The sequence below is a fragment of the Mycetocola sp. Y791 genome (assembly GCF_059445325.1).
Window position 1 is genome coordinate 639,814 of the sequence record NZ_JCAIUC010000001.1, and the last position, 16,991, is coordinate 656,804.

A 16,991-nucleotide genomic window follows, 5' to 3' on the forward strand; every position below is an offset into this window, starting at 1 on the left:
CCGTGACAGATTCAATTGACTGGGGTGCGTTGCGCGAAGCCGCGACGGATGCCATGACCCGTGCGTACGTCCCGTACTCGAAGTTCCCGGTCGGCGTCGCCGCGATTGTCACTGACGGTCGTGTCGTCACCGGGTGCAACGTCGAGAACGCCAGCTACGGCCTCACCCTCTGTGCCGAGTGCGCACTCGTCTCGATGCTGCACCTCACCGGTGGCGGCCAGCTCGTCGCGTTCACGTGCGTCGACGGCGAGGGGAACACCCTGATGCCGTGTGGCCGCTGCCGCCAGTTGCTCTTCGAGCACGCTGTTCCAGGGATGCTCCTCGAAACTGTTTCCGGCATCCGAACCATTGATGAAGTACTGCCTGACGCCTTCGGCCCGCGCACACTGAACGAGTACGCGGGAGAAACGCGCAATGACTGAAGCACCACTCGAAGCATTCGACGCTGTCGACCTCATCCGCACCAAGCGTGACAAGGGTGAACTGTCGACGGATGAGATCAACTGGTTGATCGACGCGTACACGCGTGAGTACGTCGGTAACGAACAGATGGCCGCGCTGGCGATGGCGATCCTGCTCAACGGGATGAGCCGCCGCGAGATCCGTGACCTTACCCTCGCGATGATCGCGTCGGGCGAGACCATGGACTTCTCCGGCCTTGGCAAGACCACCGTCGATAAGCACTCCACCGGCGGGGTAGGCGACAAGATCACGCTTCCCCTCATGCCGCTCGTTGCGTCATTCGGCGTCGCGGTTCCACAGCTCTCCGGGCGCGGTCTCGGCCACACGGGTGGGACGCTCGACAAGCTCGAGTCGATCCCCGGCTGGCGCGCAGACCTCTCGAACGAGGAGATGTTCAGCATCCTCCGCGATGTCGGAGGCGTGATCTGCGCCGCTGGCAAGGGACTCGCTCCCGCAGACAAGCGGCTCTACGCGCTGAGGGACATCACGGGCACCGTTGAGGCGATCCCGCTCATCGCGTCGAGCATCATGTCGAAAAAGATCGCCGAGGGGACAAGCGCCCTCGTCCTCGACGTGAAGTTCGGCTCAGGCGCGTTCATGCAGGACTACGACAAGGCGGAGGAGCTCGCCCGCACCATGGTGTCGCTCGGCCAGGACGCCGGAGTGAAGACCTCTGCCCTGCTCACCAACATGAGCGTGCCCCTGGGGCTCGCGATCGGAAACGCCAACGAGGTGCGCGAATCTGTTGAGGTGCTTGCGGGCGGCGGTCCGGCCGACATCGTCGAGCTCACTGTCGCGCTCGCTCGCGAAATGCTCACGCTCGCCGGCCAGCCCGATGCCGACGTCGAAGAGGCGCTCAAGGACGGTCGCGCGATGGACACCTGGCGCCGGTCGATCATCGCCCAGGGCGGCGACCCGGATGCCGCGTTGCCGGTTGCACGTGAGACGCACACGGTGACGGCCGAAGCCGACGGCATCCTGATCCGCCAGGACGCGCTGCCGTTCGGGATTGCCGCGTGGCGTCTCGGGGCAGGCCGTGCTCGTGCCCAGGACCCGGTGCTGCACGCCTCGGGCATCGACCTGCACGCCAAGCCCGGTGACGTTGTGCGCGCGGGTGATCCGCTGTTCACCCTCTTAGCCGATGACGCCGGCCGGTTCCCGCGGGCGCTCGAAGCGCTCGAGGGTGCGTTCGAGCTGGCGGCGCCGACGACCGCGTTCACGCCGGAGCCGCTGGTACGCGCCAGGATCGAGTGATCCGGGCGCGTGCCAGCGCGCGTCGCGAGGGTTCTAGCGGTGCGCGGCCTGCGCGCGGAGCTCGGGGATGAGGTTCTCGACGTACGCGGCGGTCTCTTCCCAGTCCTCGACAGCGTGGGTGCGGACGCCGAGTGCCTTGACCGGGTAGTCGTTGCCGTTCTCGTCGAGCCGGTCACCGATGAACAGCATGTCGTCGAGGGGGATGCCGGTGAGCTCTGCAAGTTTCTTCATGCCGTACGCCTTGTCGATTCCCTGCCGGGTGATGTCGACGGAGGTCGAACCGCCCGAACGGACCTCGAGGTCCGGCAGGTCCTGCTGAACCGCTTCCCTGAGCCTGTTCTTCTTCTCGCCGGTGGGGTCCCAGGCCTGCTTGGCCGCGACGGGTGCTGCCTGGCCCAGGGCGGAGAAGGTGATCTGTGAGCCTCGGTCCTCGAGGATCGGACCCCAGGTGTCGCTTTCCCAGTAGCCGAGTTCTCTGGCGCGGGTTTCAACGGCCGCCAGTGCGCGAGACTTCTCATCTTCGGTGAGGTTCTCGGCGTAGATCTGCTTCCACAGTTCGCCATCCTTGCGGTAGTACTGGGTCCCGCAGGTCGGCATCAGGTGCAGCCGCTCGAGGTGGCTCGAGCTCGGGTCGGGAAGGTTGTCGATGGCCTGCATCTTGAACTGCGAGAACTGTCCGCCGGAGATGATGCACACCTCGACGACCTCGAGCAGTTCGCTGAGCAGTTGGGACATGCGGGGATCCATCGGGGACTTCGATGGAGCGAGGGTGTCATCGAGGTCGAATGCAACCAGCGTCGTCTTTGTCATGGGCCGAGAGTCCTTCTACACAGAAAAAATGCCCCGCAATCAGGGCCAGTCCCGCCAAGACTAGCAAGAACCCCGGAGCATCGCCCCGCACCCGCTACGCCGGATCGCCGATGCGCTCGAGGGCGTCCACGATCAGGTCCCAGAACTTCGCGGTATCGAGGTCCATCGCTGCCTGTGTCGTGCAGTCGGTGGGGGCAGGCGCCCTGACGTCGGCGACCGTCATCCCGAGGGTGAGTGTCCCCGTCAATTCAACGTCGAGAGGCACCCTCAGTACGGTCATGACGCTGGGGTCGATGACGAAGGCAACGGCGCACGGATCGTGGACCGGGGGAGCGTCGAACCCCTGCACCTCGCGATAGGTCTGGCGGAAGAACTCGATGAGCTCACCGACGAACCGGGCCGGCGCGGTGCCGACGTCGGCGATTCTCCGGGAGACAGCGTCTGTTGCGAGAGCCTGGTGGGTGAGGTTGAGGCCAACCATCGTCAGCGGCCAGCTCTGGTGAAAGACGATGTGGGCGGCCTCAGGGTCGATGCCGATATTGAACTCCGCGGTTGCTGACCAGTTGCCTGTCCCGACGCCGCCTCCCATGAGCACGACCTCCCTGACCCTGCCGACGATCCGCGGTTCCTTCCGGGCAGCCATCGCGATGTTGGTGAGTGCCCCGGTCGGAACCAGCGTTACTGTGCCAGGCTCCAGCGCCATCACCGTGTCGATAATGAGGTCGACGGCGTGCCGCGGATCGAGTGTGAGCTCGGGTTCCGGCAGTCGGGGACCGTCAAGGCCGGACTCGCCGTGGATCGCCTGGGCCGTCTGAACCGGGCGCACGAGCGGGTGTGAGCATCCCGCCGCGAACGGCACCCCGGTGATTCCGGCCACGCGAGCGACGGACAACGCATTGCGGGTGACCTTCTCGAGCGTCTGGTTGCCCGCAACGGTCGTGACCGCCACGAGGTCGATCTCGGGATTCCCGTGGGCCAGCATCAGTGCGATCGCGTCGTCGTGGCCGGGATCACAGTCCAGGATGATCTTGGTCGGCATCCTCCCAGCCTAGGCGGGGTGCACCGGGCGGCACTCGTACAATTCGGGAGCCGGACGGACCGTGTGCCTGACCCGCGTGCGCGGTAGTCTTGGCGAGTGAATTCAGCGAACGAGTACCAGCTGCCCCGCGGCATCGACATCGCGAGCCTCCCGAAGGTCTCGCTCCACGATCACCTCGACGGAGGCGTGCGCCCTCAGACGATCATCGAACTCGCGGATGCCATCGGCTACGACGTTCCCGAGTCCGACCCCGAGAGGCTCGCTGACTGGTTCCTCACCCAGTGCGACGCCGGCAACCTCGTCGACTACCTGAAGACGTTCGACCTCTCCACAGCCGTCATGCAGACGAAGGAGGGGCTCACCCGCATCGCTCGCGAGTTCGTGGAGGACCTCGTTCTCGACGGCGTGGTCTACGGCGAGATCCGCTGGGCACCCGAGCAGCACCTCGGCCGCGGTCTCTCCCTCGACGAAACCGTCGAAGCGGTGCAGGACGGGATCGAACAGGCCATCGATGACGCCGAGCGGGCCGGAAGCAGCATCCTCGTCGGCCAGCTCATCACCGCCATGCGTCACGCTGACCGGTCCCTCGAAATCGCCGAACTCGCCGTCCGCCACCGCGACCGTGGGGTTGTCGGGTTCGACATCGCCGGCGCAGAGGCGGGATTCCCGGCCAGCCGCCACCGGCTCGCCTTCGATTACCTCGCAACCGAGCACATGCCCGTCACGGTCCACGCCGGCGAAGCCGACGGGATCGACTCCATCAACAGCGCACTCTTCGATGGCCGGGCGCTCCGGCTCGGACACGGCGTCCGACTCGCCGAGGATGTCACCGTCGAGCGGAGCGACGATGACGGCATCTACGTCTCGCTCGGACCTGTCGCCCAGTGGGTCAAGGACCGTGAGATCGCGCTCGAGCTCAGCCCGTCGTCCAACCTCCAGACCGGGGCGATCGCCCAGTGGGGGACCGACCTCGTCGACCACCCGTTCGACCTGCTCTACCAGCTCGGTTTCAAGAACACGATCAACGTCGACAACCGCACAATGAGCGGCACCAGCCTCACCCGCGAGATGGGTCTCCTGGCGGATGCCTTCGCGTACGACCTCGATGACCTCGAAGTGTTCCAGCAGAACGCCGCATCTGCGGCCTTCCTCCCGCTGGAAGACCGAGAGGAACTCGCCGAGGTCATCGCAGCCGGATTCGACGCCGCACGCGGCTGAATGAAGATCTGACACACCGGAAACGAACCTGAAACCTCCACGTTCAGGTTCTGCGGGTAGCCTGAGATCGATTCCGATCGACTTTCACCGCGAACGAACGAGCCAACGATGACACTGCCCCCTCTGCCTGACTCAGCGGTCGAACTCGGCCGGGTCGCCCGCGACTGGCGCGAGGCCATCCGTCTCGCCGGCGATGCCCTCGTGAAGAGCGGGGTCACCACACCCGGCTACACCGACCGCATGATCGATGTGATCGAGGAGTTCGGGGCATACATCGTCATCGCGCCTGGCCTCGCGCTCGCGCATGCACGGCCGGGCGACGACGTTCACCGTGAGGGCATCGCCGTTGTCACCCTCGCTGAGCCCGTCGCTTTCGGGCACCCACACAACGATCCGGTGAACGTCATCCTCGGCCTTGCCGTGACAACTCCGGAAAGCCACGTGACGAGCGTCGCAGCGCTCGCCAACGTCTTCAACGACGCGGCGGCGATTCCCGCCGTCGCCGCCGCAACCACGCCAGACGCCGTGCGCGCGGTCCTCGGAGCAACCCAGGAGGAAGCCGCATGAAAATTGTCGCGATCTGTGGAGCCGGCGTCGGAACGTCAGGCATCCTGAAAGTCAACGCTGAGCGGGTTCTCGAGCGACTCGGCATCGACGCGGATGTCACGGCATCCGATATTGCGAGCATCGCGACGTCAGCAGCGACGGCGCAGGTGATCCTCACGTCGCCGGAACTGGTCGAGCACATCGGCAAGACGTTCGCCGACATCGTGGTCATCGAGAACTACTTCGATCTCGAGGAGCTCGAGCAGAAGCTCGACAAGGCGCTCGGTTAGAGCGCCCTGTCGAGCAGCGCCCGTTCTCAGGCCGTGGCGCGGCTGGCGACCTCGGCCAGATCTGCCTTGATCGCGGCGAGGACGCCGGATGCCTCTGACCGCTTCGAGTTCGGACGTTTCACGTCCAGGTAGAACTTGATCTTCGGTTCGGTGCCGCTCGGCCTGGCCATCACCCGTGACCCGTCGGCGAGCACGAACCTGAGCGCGTCTGTCGCGGGCAGCCGGCCGAAGCCCGTGATCAGGTCGTCGATCTCGTCCACCTTCACGCCGCCGAGTTGCTGGAGCGGTTCTGCCCTGAGGTAGGCCATGATCTTCGAGATGTCCGCGAGGTCGGTGACTCGCAGCGATAGCTGGTCGCTCGCGAAGTAACCGAACTTCTCGGCGAAGTCGTCGAGCATGCCCGCGATGGTTCCACCCGCAGCCTTCGCCTCGCTCGCCAGCGCCAGGAAATCGATCGCGGCAGAGATACCGTCCTTGTCGCGGACCGTTTCCGGGTTGACGAGGTACCCCAGGGCTTCCTCGTAACCAAAGATGAGGTTGGGCACGCGAGACACCCACTTGAAGCCGGTAAGGGTCTCAGAGAACTCGAGCCCGTACTCGCGAGCAACGACACCGAGGGCGGGGGAGGAGACGATCGAGCAGGCCAGTGCGCCATCGTTCGTTCCTGTGGCAGCGTTCTGCCGTGCCGCACGCCAGCCGAGCAGCCAGCCGACCTCGTTCCCCGAGAGCTGGCGGTACCCCTCTTCCCGCGAGCCGTCGGGGATCGCGATCGAGAGTCGGTCGGCGTCGGGGTCGTTGGCGACAATGAGTTCAGCACCGACCTCGCGGGCTTTGGCGTATGCGAGGTCGAGCGCGCCGGGTTCCTCCGGGTTGGGGAACGAGACCGTGGGGAACGCAGCGTCGGGGAACTGCTGCTCGGCGACGGGAATCGCGGGTGCCAGCCCCGCCTTGTCGGCGACCCGGGAGAACGTCTCCCAGCCGACGCCGTGCATCGCCGTGTAGACAACGGCGAGGTCGACCGGCGGGGTTGTCATGACCCGTGCCGTTGCGTCGACATAAGCGTCGAGCAGATCCTCGCCACCGGTTTCGAATGAGTCGCTGCGAGGCAGTTCGAGCACGTTCTGTTCCGCCGCGACACGAGTGATGTGGGCTGCGATCTCGGCGTCGGTCGGCGAGACGATCTGGGATCCGTCGTTGTCCCGGCCGAGGTAGACCTTGTAGCCGTTGTCTGCCGGCGGGTTGTGGCTTGCCGTGACCATGACACCGGCCGACACATCCAGGTGCCGAACGGCGAAGGCGAGGACCGGGGTGGGCAGAAGCCGCGGAAGAAGAACGGCACGAACGCCAGCGCCCGCCATGATTTCGGCGGTGTCGCGAGCGAAGACCGCTGAATTCTTGCGTCCGTCGTAGCCGATCACGATGCTCGGCTGTGACTCGCGCTCGAGGAGGAACGCGGCGAGGCCGGCGGCGGCCTGGGAGACGAGGACGCGGTTCATCCGGGCGGAACCGGCCTCGATCCGGCCGCGGAGCCCAGCGGTACCAAAGGCGAGCCTCGTGTCGAACCGGCTGTGCAGGTCGGCGATCGCCTCGGCAGAGCCCGCGTCGGCCGCGTCGAGCAGTGCCTCGAGCTCGGCGCGGGTCTCGGGGTCAGGGTCCTGTTGGAGCCAGGCGCGCGCGGACCGGAAGACGTCCTCGTTCTGTGCGCCAGCGGCATCCGTCGTCTGGATGTCGGCCATCAGATCGCCGCCACGATCCTGGCGAGGAGGCCCGAGATACGGGTCTCGGCGTTGCGGCCAGCCTCGATGACCTCTTCGTGGCTGAGCGGAGTCTTCTGGATGCCTGCCGCGAGGTTGGTGATGAGCGACATGCCGAGAATTTCAAGGCCGACCTGGCGAGCGGCGATTGCCTCGAGGGCGGTCGACATGCCGACGATGTGGCCGCCGATCGCCTTCGCCATCTGGACCTCAGCCGGGGTCTCGTAGTGCGGGCCGCGGAACTGGCAGTAGACGCCCTCATCGAGGTCGGCGTCGATGGTGCGTGCCAGGTCGCGGAGACCCGAGGAGTACAGGTCGGTGAGGTCGACGAAGGTCGCCCCTTCGAGCGGCGAGTCGGCCGTGAGGTTGATGTGGTCGCTGATCAGTACGGGGGTGCCCGGTGTCCAGGTCTCCTTGATGCCACCGGCGCCGTTGGTGAGGATCATGGTGGTCACGCCGGTCGCCGCTGCGGTGCGGACGCTGTGCACGACCCGGCGAACGCCGTGGCCCTCGTAGTAATGGGTGCGTGCGCCGATGACGAGGGCGCGTTTCCCGTTCTCGAGCAGGATTGAGCGGAGCGTGCCGACGTGGCCGTCGAGCGCCGGCTTTGAGAAGCCGGTGATCTCGTCGGCGGGGATGGTCGCCACCGTCTCGCCGAGCAGGTCAGCGGCCCGGCCCCAGCCGGAGCCGAGGGTCAGGGCGATGTCGTGCTGGGGGACGCCTGTCGCTACGGCGATTTCCGCGGCGGCCGTTGCGGCGACGTCGAAGGGGTTCGCGCTCGGGTCGTCGAGCGGGTTCAAGAATTCTGACATTCCGCCATCCTATTCGCCGCGGCCTGCGCCGTCCCGCATCCGAAGGGTGCCGCTCGTCGCCGCGCGGATGAGCAGCGACCGGAGGAACTCCGCCGCGTCCGCCGCGCGGCGCCGTGCAGGTTTTGGCTGGCCCCTCTCACCTGAGAGAATGGAGCAATGACCTACGAGTTCGAGCGCAAACAACGGATCGCTGTACTCGGAGGAGGGCCAGGCGGGTACGACGCCGCAATGGCCGGAGCCCAGCTTGGCGCAGACGTCACACTGATTGAGCGCACGGGCGTCGGCGGCGCAGCGGTGATCACCGACGTCGTGCCATCGAAGAGCCTCATCGCGACCGCAGAGGCGACCAACGCCGTCCGCAGCGCGAGCGACCTCGGCGTGCAGTTCTTCAGCAGAAACGACGCCGGCAAGGCTGTGAAGCCCGAGGTGACCGTGAACCTCGCTGCGGTGAACAAGCGCCTGTTGAGCCTCTCCCGCCAGCAGTCGGAAGACATGCGCGCCAACCTTGAGCAGGCCGGCGTGCGCATCGTGCAGGGTGACGGCCGACTCGACGGTCGCGACGCCATCATCGTCTCGACGGAGGGCGGCGGCCGCGGCACCGACTTCGACCGGATCGAAGCCGACACCATCGTCGTCTCCGTCGGCGGAAGCCCCCGCCAGTTGCCGTCGGCGATGCCGGACGGTGAGCGCATCCTCAGCTGGACCCAGCTCTACAATCTCAAGGCGTCCCCCGAACACCTCATCGTTGTCGGCTCAGGGGTCACCGGCGCCGAGTTCGCGTCGGCATACCGGGCGCTCGGCTCCGAAGTCACCCTTATCTCGAGCCGTGACCAGGTGCTCCCTGGTGAAGATGTCGATGCGGCCGCCGTGATCGAGAAGGTGTTCAAGCGCAACGGAATGACGGTGCTCAACAAGTCCCGGGCGGAGAGTGTCGTCCGAACCGAGAACGGTGTGGTCGCGACCCTCTCCGACGGGCGCACCGTCGAGGGAAGCCACTGCCTCATGGCCGTCGGCGCCATCCCCAATACGGCGGGCATCGGTCTCGAAGAGGCCGGCGTGCAAATGAACGAGGCCGGCTACATCCGGGTCAACCGGGTCGCCCGAACGAGCGTTCCGAACATCTACGCTGCCGGTGACTGCACCAACTTCATGCCGCTGGCATCCGTCGCTTCCATGCAGGGCCGCGCGGCGATCTTCCACGCCATGGGTGACGCGGTGAACCCCACCGAGCTGCGCAACGTCGCCGCGAACATCTTCACCCAGCCCGAGATCGCCACGGTCGGCTGGACCCAGAGGCAGATCGAAGAGGGCCTCGCCCAGGGCGAGATCTACAAACTGCCGCTGTCACGGAACCCGCGCGCGAAAATGCAGGGCATCAAGGACGGCTTCGTCAAGCTGTTCGCGCGCACCGGGAGTGGCACGGTCATCGGCGGCGTTATCGTTGCGCCGAACGCGAGCGAGCTGATCTTCCCGCTCGCCATCGCCGTGGAGCACAGGCTCAATGTCGATGAGATCGCGCGTGCGTTCGCCGTGTACCCGTCGCTGTCCGGAAGCATCACCGACGCAGCGAAGGCGATGCACATCGTCCACTAGGACGTCCCGGTCACAAGCCCAGCGGGTCTCGGCAGACGGATGCCGTCACGCACGAGGTGCGTGACGGCATCCGTTTTCATCGTCCTGCCGAAGGGCTCCGCGGAATGAACCTACGCGTCGGAGATCGTGAGGAGCTGGTGGCCGCTCGACACCGTCGTGCCGACGGCCGCACTGATGTCGCCGATCGTCCCATCCTTGTGGGCGGTGATGGGCTGCTCCATCTTCATCGCCTCGAGGACGACGACGAGGTCGCCCTTCACGACGCGCTGCCCGGCTTCGACCGCCAGCTTGATGATCGTTGCCTGCATCGGTGATGCGACCGAGTCTCCGGTCGCGGAGCTCACGGTGCCGGCACCGGAGTTGCGGCGGGGAGCGCTGGTGAGCCGACGGCTGGTTCCCGAAGCGGGGATGAGACTCGTGGGCAGGCTCACCTCAATGCGCTTGCCCTCGACCTCGACGACGACGTTGTGGCGCGTGGCCGACGGCCGCGACGCGTCGAGTTCACCGTTCCATGGCTCGATGTCGTTGACGAACTCGGTCTCGATCCAGCGGGTGTACACGCCGAAGGTGCCGTCCTCCGCGGTGAACGCGGGGTCACGGACGATCTTCCGGTGGAACGGGATGACCGTCGGCAGCCCGGCGACCTCGAACTCGTCAAGCGCACGGCGTGACCGTTCGAGCGCCTCGGTGCGGTCCTTGCCCGTGACGATGATCTTGCCGAGGAGCGAGTCGAACGCGCCCGAGATCTCGTCTCCGGCCGTGACGCCTGAGTCGAGACGGATGCCGGGGCCGCCGAAGGTCTTGAATACGTGGATGGGGCCCGGCTGGGGGAGGAACCCGCGACCGGGGTCTTCACCGTTGATGCGGAACTCGATCGAGTGCCCGAGCGGCTGGGGGTCGTCGTAGTCGAGGATGCCGCCCTCCGCCAGACGGAACTGCTCGCGGACGAGGTCGATGCCCGTGATCTCCTCGGAGACGGGGTGCTCGACCTGAAGTCGGGTGTTCACCTCGAGGAACGACACAGTGCCGTCCTTGCCGATGAGGAACTCGCAGGTTCCCGCTCCGACGTAGCCGACCTCCTTGAGGATGGCCTTCGATGCCGAGTAGAGCAGGTCGTTCTGCTCATCGCTCAGGAACGGGGCAGGTGCTTCCTCGACGAGCTTCTGGTGCCTGCGCTGCAGTGAGCAGTCACGGGTCGAAACGACGACGACGTTGCCGTCGACATCTGCGAGGCACTGGGTCTCGACGTGGCGCGGCTGGTCGAGGTATTTCTCGACGAAGCACTCGCCCCTGCCGAACGCGGAGATCGCCTCACGGGTCGCCGAGTCGAAGGCCTCGGCCACCTCGGAGAGTTCGCGGGCGACCTTGAGTCCGCGACCGCCGCCGCCGAACGCGGCCTTGATCGCGACAGGGAGGCCGTGCTCTTCGACGAACGCGAGCACCTCGTCTGCGCCGGAGACCGGGTTGAGTGTGCCCGGCGCGAGCGGGGCACCGACCTTCTGGGCGACGTGCCGAGCCGATACCTTGTCGCCGAGCTGCTCGATGGCCTCGGGTGACGGACCGATCCAGGTGATACCCGCACCGATCACCGCGCGGGCGAAGTCTGCGTTCTCGGCGAGGAAGCCGTACCCGGGGTGGATCGCGTCGGCGCCCGAGCGGCGCGCGATCGACAGGATCTTCTCGATGACGAGGTAGGTTTCCGCGCTCGTCGTGCCGTCGAGGGCGTATGCCTCATCGGCGAGAGTGACGTGGAGGGCGTCGCGGTCCTGGTCGGCGTACACCGCCACCGAGCCGATTCCGCTGTCGCGCGCTGCGCGAATCACTCGAACGGCGATTTCGCCCCTGTTGGCAATGAGAACCTTCGTAATACGCGACACAGTTCCCTAGCCTAAGTGCGAACCGCCCAGGTGATTTGGTTGGTGCACACAAAAATGCACCGAGAAGCACTGGCGATGCCTACAAAAGCAGGGATTCCTACAAAGGTCCGCGGATGTCGTGACCGGCGGATGCCTACAGCGCGCCGCTTCGGTTCCACAGCGACGTCCAGTCGAGGCCGAGTTCACGCACCAGACGTCGCAGAGTGGGCAGTGAGAGGCCGACGACCGTCGAGGGATCGCCGGAGATGCGATCGATGAACGCGGCGCCGAGGCTGTCGATCGTGAACGCGCCGGCGACGAAGAGCGGTTCTCCGGTGGCGATGTACGCCTCGAGCTCCTCGTCGGTGATGTCGGAGGCGAACGTGACATCCGCGTGCGCAACGGCTCCGACACCGCGCGGTTCGGCACCAGGGCGCTGTTCGATCAGCCAGTGTCCCGAGTGCAGCCGCCCTGTCGCCCCGCGCTGGTTGCGCCACCGCTCGAGTGCAACCTCGGGTGTGTGAGGTTTGCCGTAGATGACGTCATCGACGACGAAGACTGAGTCTCCGCCGAGGATGAGGCCGTCGAACTCCGGGTTGAGCGCGGCAACTGCCTCGGCCTTGGCCCTGGCGAGGAGTTGAACCGTGTCCTCGGGAGACAGCGCACCCTGTCCGGACGCGGCGGCCACCGCGGCGTCTTCATCGACGTCCGACGGCGCGATCACCGGTTCGATACCGCTCTGCCTGAGCAGCATCAGCCGGGCCGGAGAGGTGGAAGCGAGGTATAACTGCACGGCGACTCCTGCGGTTTCGGGGTGGGCGGCTGTCGCGCGAGTGTGCGGGGTGTGCTCATCCATGGGACGATTCATAAGTGAATGCGCAGTCGAACAACCCAGCAGATGTCGAGCTTGAGATAACAAACGTAGCCCACGGCGGTGTGTTCGTGGCCCGGCTGGAGGGCCGGGTGGTCTTTGTCGCCGATACCCTGCCGGGCGAGCGGGTACGTGCCCGGATCACCGAGAGTTCGAAGAAAAGCTTCTGGCGCGCGGAAACCGTTGAGGTGCTCGAAGCATCGCCGCACCGGCAGGCGCACGTCTGGGCGTCGTCGTCGATCGACGTCGACCCCGCTGACCGTGCCGGTGGAGCCGAATTCGGCCACATCGAGCTTTCTCACCAGCGTGAACTCAAGCGCCAGGTGCTGACCGACTCGCTCCAGCGCTTTGCCGGCGTCGAGAGCGACGTCCAGGTCGAGGCGGCTCCCGGTGATGACGAGCGCGAGGGTCTTGCCTGGCGCACCCGGGTCAGCCTCCACGTCGACGCGGACGGCACTGTCGGCCCTTATGCCGCGCGCAGCCACCGGGTGATTCCCGTCGGCGACCTTCCTCTCGCCGTCGACGCCGTGGCATCCGCCGCCCCCCTCGACCAGCAGTTCCGAGGTGCCGAGTCGGTCGACATCATCGCCCCGAGCAGCACCGGGACCGCGCGGGTCGTGGTCCGCGAGCCAGCGAAGAAGGGTGTGAGCCCCGCGAACCGGCGTGAGCAGACCATCGTCGAACGCGTCGGCGACCGTGAATTCGTCCTCGACGAGGGCGGATTCTGGCAGGTGCACCGGTCGGCGGCCCAGCTGCTCACCGACGTCGTGCAGTCGACGGTCGACGAGGCGCTCTTCGACCCGCGTGCCGCCAACCTCGACCTCTACGGTGGCGTCGGCCTGCTCGCAGCGGCGATCGGTGACAAATTCGGCAGCACCACGAGGATCACCAGTGTGGAGTCATCTGCACGGGCAACCGATCACGCGTCCGAGAACCTCTCGGACTGGATCGGGGCCCAGAGCATCACGGCGCGCGTCGATGCGTACCTGCGTGGTCTCGTCGCCAACTCCAGCGCCGCTGACCGCTCACGGCTCGAAGCCGCGACCGTCGTACTCGACCCGCCACGCTCCGGTGCGGGCAAGGAGGTCGTTGCGAGCCTCGCCGAGCTCCGTCCGGCCCAGCTGGTGTACGTTACGTGCGACCCGGTCGCCCTCGCCCGCGATATCGGATTGCTTGCCGCCGAGGGGTACTCGCTCGCCTCGCTCCGGGCTTTCGACCTCTTCCCGCACACTCACCACATCGAGTCGGTCGCGCTGCTCACGCGGGACTAAGCTCGACCCACTGGTTTTCCGTTACCTCCTAGGATTGGCACCTCCGTTGCGCATAGCCGTTATTGACGATCATGAGTCGGTCCGGATGGGCCTCCGCGCCGTGTGCGAGTCGGCCGGTCATACTGTCGTGCACAGCGCCTCGAGCGTCGGGGAGTTCCTCGAGCAGTCAAACGGCGTCCCGTGCGACGTCGTCGTGCTCGACCTGAACCTCGGCGACGGCAGCAACATCACCGACAACGTTCGCGCGGTGCACGGCTCCGGATCCGCGGTGCTCATCCACTCGATCGCGGACCGTGTCGCATCGGTTCGTGAGGCGCTCGCCGCTGGGGCGGCAGGCGTCATCCCGAAATCCGCGCCGACGGATGCCGTTGTCGCGGCTATCGAAACCGTCGCGAGCGGTGAGGCACTCAACAACCTGGAGTGGGCCAGCGCCATTGACGCCGACGGTGACTTCTCGCGGGCGCAGCTCGGTCGTCGCGAACGGGACGTGCTGCACCTGTACGCGTCCGGTTTGCCCATGAAGGACGTCGCGGTTCAGCTCGGGATCGCGCAGTCTACGGTGAAGGAATACCTCGACCGAATCCGCGGCAAGTATGTGGAGATCGGTCGACCGGCCCCGACGAAGGTCGACCTCCTGCGCAGGGCCGTCGAAGACGGGATCCTGCCCGAACTCAACACCGGCGATGACAACTGAGCCAGCGAGCAGGCCTGGACCGCTCTTCTCGCCGGTCCCGCGCGGTGCCGTGCTCGACGGCCTCGACCGCAGCACGCTCAACCGGACGATCACCGATTCGCGGTTCAGCCTCGTCCGGATTGAAAAGCTCATTGCAACGTCGATCAGCGTTATCGGGCTGGTCTTTGGCGCGCAGACGCTGAGCATCGCGCTCGGCGCCGGCGTGGTGGTGCCCGGTATCCTCGGCGGCGTGTACATCGGTGTGCTTTTCGGCACACTCGGCATCGTCATTCTGCTGTGGTTCAGCCCGAGTCTCCAGCGCGTCGCCAACACGGCGTTCGCCCTGCTCTACCTGGCCGCGCTGGCGTACTGGCCCGTTGCCACCGACGGGGCCAGCGCGTCGAGCCCCGCTGAGCCATGGACGTGGTACCTCTGCGCCATCGCGTGCGGTGCGGCCGCCCAGGCCTTTCGGCCGGTTCTCGCGGTTGCGTACATCGTGGTGACTCCAGCGGTGTACGGCATCACCGGTGTGATCGACAGCTCGGGGCAGATGATCCGCGGCGAGATCGCGCTGCAGAACGCCCTGTACGGTTCGATGATCGGACTCGTCATCTTCGCCCTCATCATGACCTTCCGCCATGCAGCGCGGCGCGTCGACGAGGCACGCGCCGCAGCATTCGCACGCTACGACGACGCGGTGCGGCAGCACGCCACGGAGCTCGAACGCATCCAGGTCGACGCGCTTGTGCACGATACGGTCCTGGCGTCGCTCCAGGCCGCAGACCGGGCGCGGCGCCCCGAGGAGGCGTCCCTCGCTGTGTCGATGGCCAGTGATGCGATCAAGCGGCTCGCGACCCTCGACGACCCACTCTCAGACGTTGCGGAGACAGCCTCGCTGCACAGCCTGGTCAGTGGCCTCGAGGCATACGCCGGCGCCCTCGACACGAACTTTGAGGTCATTCTCGACCCGGCCACCGACCTCGCCATTCCGTATCCCGTTGCCCAGAACCTGTACCTCGCTGCAACCCAGGCGATGGCCAACAGTGCCCAGCACGCCGCTGGCGGGGTTCCGGACGCTGAGGTTGAGGTGCACAGGCGCATCCTCGTCACCGTGTGCGACGCGGACGGTGTCGCTATTGATATCTCCGATGACGGGGTCGGCTTTGACCGGCTCGCCATCGAGCCGAACCGGCTCGGCCTGCGCGTCTCGATCATCGAACGTGTGGTTGCCGTCGGTGGCTCTGTCGAACTCGACTCCACCCCGGGCAAGGGGACGACCATCAGCATCCGCTGGACGCCGGTCGCAGCCCGCGCGGCGGAAGGCGTGCGCGCATGATTCGGCTGAACCGCTGGGTGATGCTCGCCCTCGCGGCGGCCTTCTCGCTCTACCACGTCGTGCGAGGCCTGATGACCCTGGGCCAGGCAGAGTCACCCTGGCCGAGCATCGCAGCCATGGTCCTCTATCTCGTGGCGACCGTCCTGAGCCTGTGGCCGACGAGCCCGACGGCCATGCCAGGCTGGCTGGCCGCGCTGGACCTCGCCACCGCGGTGAGCGTGCCGCTGCTCGTGACGAGCGAGCTCAACCCGCAGGTCAACAACGGCTATGCGACCTGGCACGTCGCCGCCATCGGAACGCTCATGACGATCGCGGTTGTGCGGCGGCAGGAACTCATTGGCTGGATCGGCGTGCTCTTCCTCACCGTCCAGTCCGTGCTGTGGTGCGGTATCGGTACGAGTGTCGAGATCGGCGTCACCGGGAGCATCATGTGGGTGATCGTCGCGAGCGTGCTCACCAGGTCACTCGTGAAGGTGTCACGCGACGCCGAGAACCTGGCGGTCGCAGAGCGCGAGTCGGCCAAGTGGCAGGCGGCGCAGGATGCACACCAGGGCGAACGGCGACGACGGCTTGAGCAGACCGCTGTGCGCGCGCTTCCGATGCTGCGCGAGATCATCCTCTCCGGCGGTGAGCTGAGCGAGGAGCAGCGGATGGAGAGCCGGGTGCTCGAAGCGGGGCTCAGGGACGAGATCCGCGGCCGCAGGCTGTTGAACTCACGGGTTCGCGAGAGTGTGCTGGCGGCACGCCGCCGGGGGATGACGGTCTCTGTGCTCGACGAGGGCACGATCGACGACCTCCCCGAGGCTGAACTCGACGCGATCCTCAATCGAGTGGCGGATGCGATCGACGCGACCGACGCGACACGGATGATCATCCGCACGGCTCCCGCTGACACCGGCGTTGCTGTAACCCTCGTCGCGCTCGGGCCGTCGACAGACCCCGCCGAGCCCGGCGATTCAGTCAGGCTCTTCCTCGAGATTCCCCGATCGGTGCCCGCCGACGCAGACTGACGGCATCCGGCAGCGCAGCGGTGACAGAACACGCAGCGTTAACAGAAGAGTTAACAGAAGAAGGGCCGACTCTTCCGAGCCGGCCCTTCTGAAGCCCCGGGTCAGGGCGCTAACCCGAATAGCGACCTGACCCGCCCCCAAATACCCGCCAATACCCTAGTTCGGCGACCTATCTGGTGGTGTAACTCTCAAGAAT

16 protein-coding genes are annotated in these 16,991 nt (G+C 66.4%); 10 read left to right on the top strand and 6 right to left on the bottom strand.

Annotated features, from left to right (window positions below; all coding sequences use genetic code 11):
- Window positions 1–2: 2 nt before the first annotated feature.
- Together AC1C2N_RS02995 and AC1C2N_RS03000 are read left to right on the top strand one after the other, a co-directional pair.
- Window positions 3–422 (top strand): cytidine deaminase, encoded by a 420-nt coding sequence (locus AC1C2N_RS02995; RefSeq protein WP_483405538.1) that lies wholly within the window; start codon window positions 3–5, stop codon window positions 420–422.
- Window positions 415–1,716 carry a thymidine phosphorylase gene (locus AC1C2N_RS03000; RefSeq protein WP_495432830.1) on the top strand — a complete coding sequence of 434 codons (1,302 nt, stop codon included), beginning with the start codon at window positions 415–417 and terminating at the stop codon, window positions 1,714–1,716. Before AC1C2N_RS02995 ends, AC1C2N_RS03000 begins: the two co-directional genes overlap by 8 nt.
- A gap of 33 nt (window positions 1,717–1,749) precedes the next feature.
- On the opposite strand, the gene AC1C2N_RS03005 is transcribed toward AC1C2N_RS03000, so the two are convergent.
- A complete protein-coding gene (locus AC1C2N_RS03005) occupies window positions 1,750–2,526 on the bottom strand; it encodes an HAD-IIB family hydrolase (RefSeq protein ID WP_483405540.1) in 777 nt (258 codons plus the stop codon).
- Between the two features lie 94 nt (window positions 2,527–2,620).
- On the bottom strand, window positions 2,621–3,565 hold the full coding sequence (gene uriH / locus AC1C2N_RS03010; RefSeq protein ID WP_483405541.1) for a uridine-preferring nucleoside hydrolase UriH: 945 nt from the start codon (window positions 3,563–3,565) through the stop codon (window positions 2,621–2,623).
- 96 nt (window positions 3,566–3,661) lie between these two features.
- On the opposite strand from uriH, the gene AC1C2N_RS03015 reads away from it, so the two are divergent.
- The 3 genes from AC1C2N_RS03015 (at window position 3,662) to AC1C2N_RS03025 (ending at window position 5,619) form a co-directional block, all read left to right on the top strand.
- A complete protein-coding gene (locus AC1C2N_RS03015; protein WP_483405542.1) occupies window positions 3,662–4,783 on the top strand; it encodes an adenosine deaminase in 1,122 nt (373 codons plus the stop codon).
- Between the two features lie 108 nt (window positions 4,784–4,891).
- A complete protein-coding gene (locus AC1C2N_RS03020) occupies window positions 4,892–5,350 on the top strand; it encodes a PTS sugar transporter subunit IIA (protein ID WP_495432833.1) in 459 nt (152 codons plus the stop codon).
- Window positions 5,347–5,619: a PTS sugar transporter subunit IIB gene (locus tag AC1C2N_RS03025; RefSeq protein WP_483405544.1), complete on the top strand. Its 273-nt coding sequence runs from the start codon at window positions 5,347–5,349 to the stop codon at window positions 5,617–5,619. The genes AC1C2N_RS03020 and AC1C2N_RS03025 overlap by 4 nt, the downstream gene beginning before the upstream one ends.
- Before the next feature lie 26 nt (window positions 5,620–5,645).
- Here the strand turns inward: AC1C2N_RS03025 and AC1C2N_RS03030 are convergent, their stop codons facing one another.
- The gene (locus AC1C2N_RS03030; RefSeq protein ID WP_483405545.1) at window positions 5,646–7,355 is read right to left on the bottom strand and encodes a phospho-sugar mutase; all 1,710 of its coding nucleotides are present in this window, start codon (window positions 7,353–7,355) and stop codon (window positions 5,646–5,648) included.
- The gene (locus tag AC1C2N_RS03035) at window positions 7,355–8,185 is read right to left on the bottom strand and encodes a purine-nucleoside phosphorylase (RefSeq protein WP_483405546.1); all 831 of its coding nucleotides are present in this window, start codon (window positions 8,183–8,185) and stop codon (window positions 7,355–7,357) included. The genes AC1C2N_RS03030 and AC1C2N_RS03035 overlap by 1 nt, the downstream gene beginning before the upstream one ends.
- A gap of 156 nt (window positions 8,186–8,341) precedes the next feature.
- Between AC1C2N_RS03035 and AC1C2N_RS03040 the strand changes: the two genes are divergently transcribed.
- On the top strand, window positions 8,342–9,778 hold the full coding sequence (locus tag AC1C2N_RS03040) for an NAD(P)H-quinone dehydrogenase (RefSeq protein WP_483405547.1): 1,437 nt from the start codon (window positions 8,342–8,344) through the stop codon (window positions 9,776–9,778).
- A 110-nt stretch (window positions 9,779–9,888) separates the two neighbouring features.
- On the opposite strand, the gene AC1C2N_RS03045 is transcribed toward AC1C2N_RS03040, so the two are convergent.
- Window positions 9,889–11,655 carry an acetyl/propionyl/methylcrotonyl-CoA carboxylase subunit alpha gene (locus AC1C2N_RS03045; protein WP_495432834.1) on the bottom strand — a complete coding sequence of 589 codons (1,767 nt, stop codon included), beginning with the start codon at window positions 11,653–11,655 and terminating at the stop codon, window positions 9,889–9,891.
- Window positions 11,656–11,788: 133 nt separating this feature from the next.
- Window positions 11,789–12,427 carry a Maf family protein gene (locus AC1C2N_RS03050; protein WP_495433074.1) on the bottom strand — a complete coding sequence of 213 codons (639 nt, stop codon included), beginning with the start codon at window positions 12,425–12,427 and terminating at the stop codon, window positions 11,789–11,791.
- Between the two features lie 77 nt (window positions 12,428–12,504).
- On the opposite strand from AC1C2N_RS03050, the gene AC1C2N_RS03055 reads away from it, so the two are divergent.
- The 4 genes from AC1C2N_RS03055 to AC1C2N_RS03070 are packed head-to-tail and all read left to right on the top strand — an operon-like array spanning window position 12,505 to window position 16,795.
- Window positions 12,505–13,776: a class I SAM-dependent RNA methyltransferase gene (locus AC1C2N_RS03055; protein ID WP_495432835.1), complete on the top strand. Its 1,272-nt coding sequence runs from the start codon at window positions 12,505–12,507 to the stop codon at window positions 13,774–13,776.
- 46 nt (window positions 13,777–13,822) lie between these two features.
- A complete protein-coding gene (locus tag AC1C2N_RS03060; RefSeq protein ID WP_483405550.1) occupies window positions 13,823–14,470 on the top strand; it encodes a response regulator transcription factor in 648 nt (215 codons plus the stop codon).
- Window positions 14,460–15,785, top strand: coding sequence for a sensor histidine kinase (locus AC1C2N_RS03065; protein ID WP_495432837.1), 1,326 nt, complete (start codon window positions 14,460–14,462; stop codon window positions 15,783–15,785). The genes AC1C2N_RS03060 and AC1C2N_RS03065 overlap by 11 nt, the downstream gene beginning before the upstream one ends.
- Window positions 15,782–16,795 (top strand): DUF8320 family protein, encoded by a 1,014-nt coding sequence (locus AC1C2N_RS03070; protein WP_483405552.1) that lies wholly within the window; start codon window positions 15,782–15,784, stop codon window positions 16,793–16,795. Before AC1C2N_RS03065 ends, AC1C2N_RS03070 begins: the two co-directional genes overlap by 4 nt.
- Window positions 16,796–16,991 lie beyond the last annotated feature (196 nt).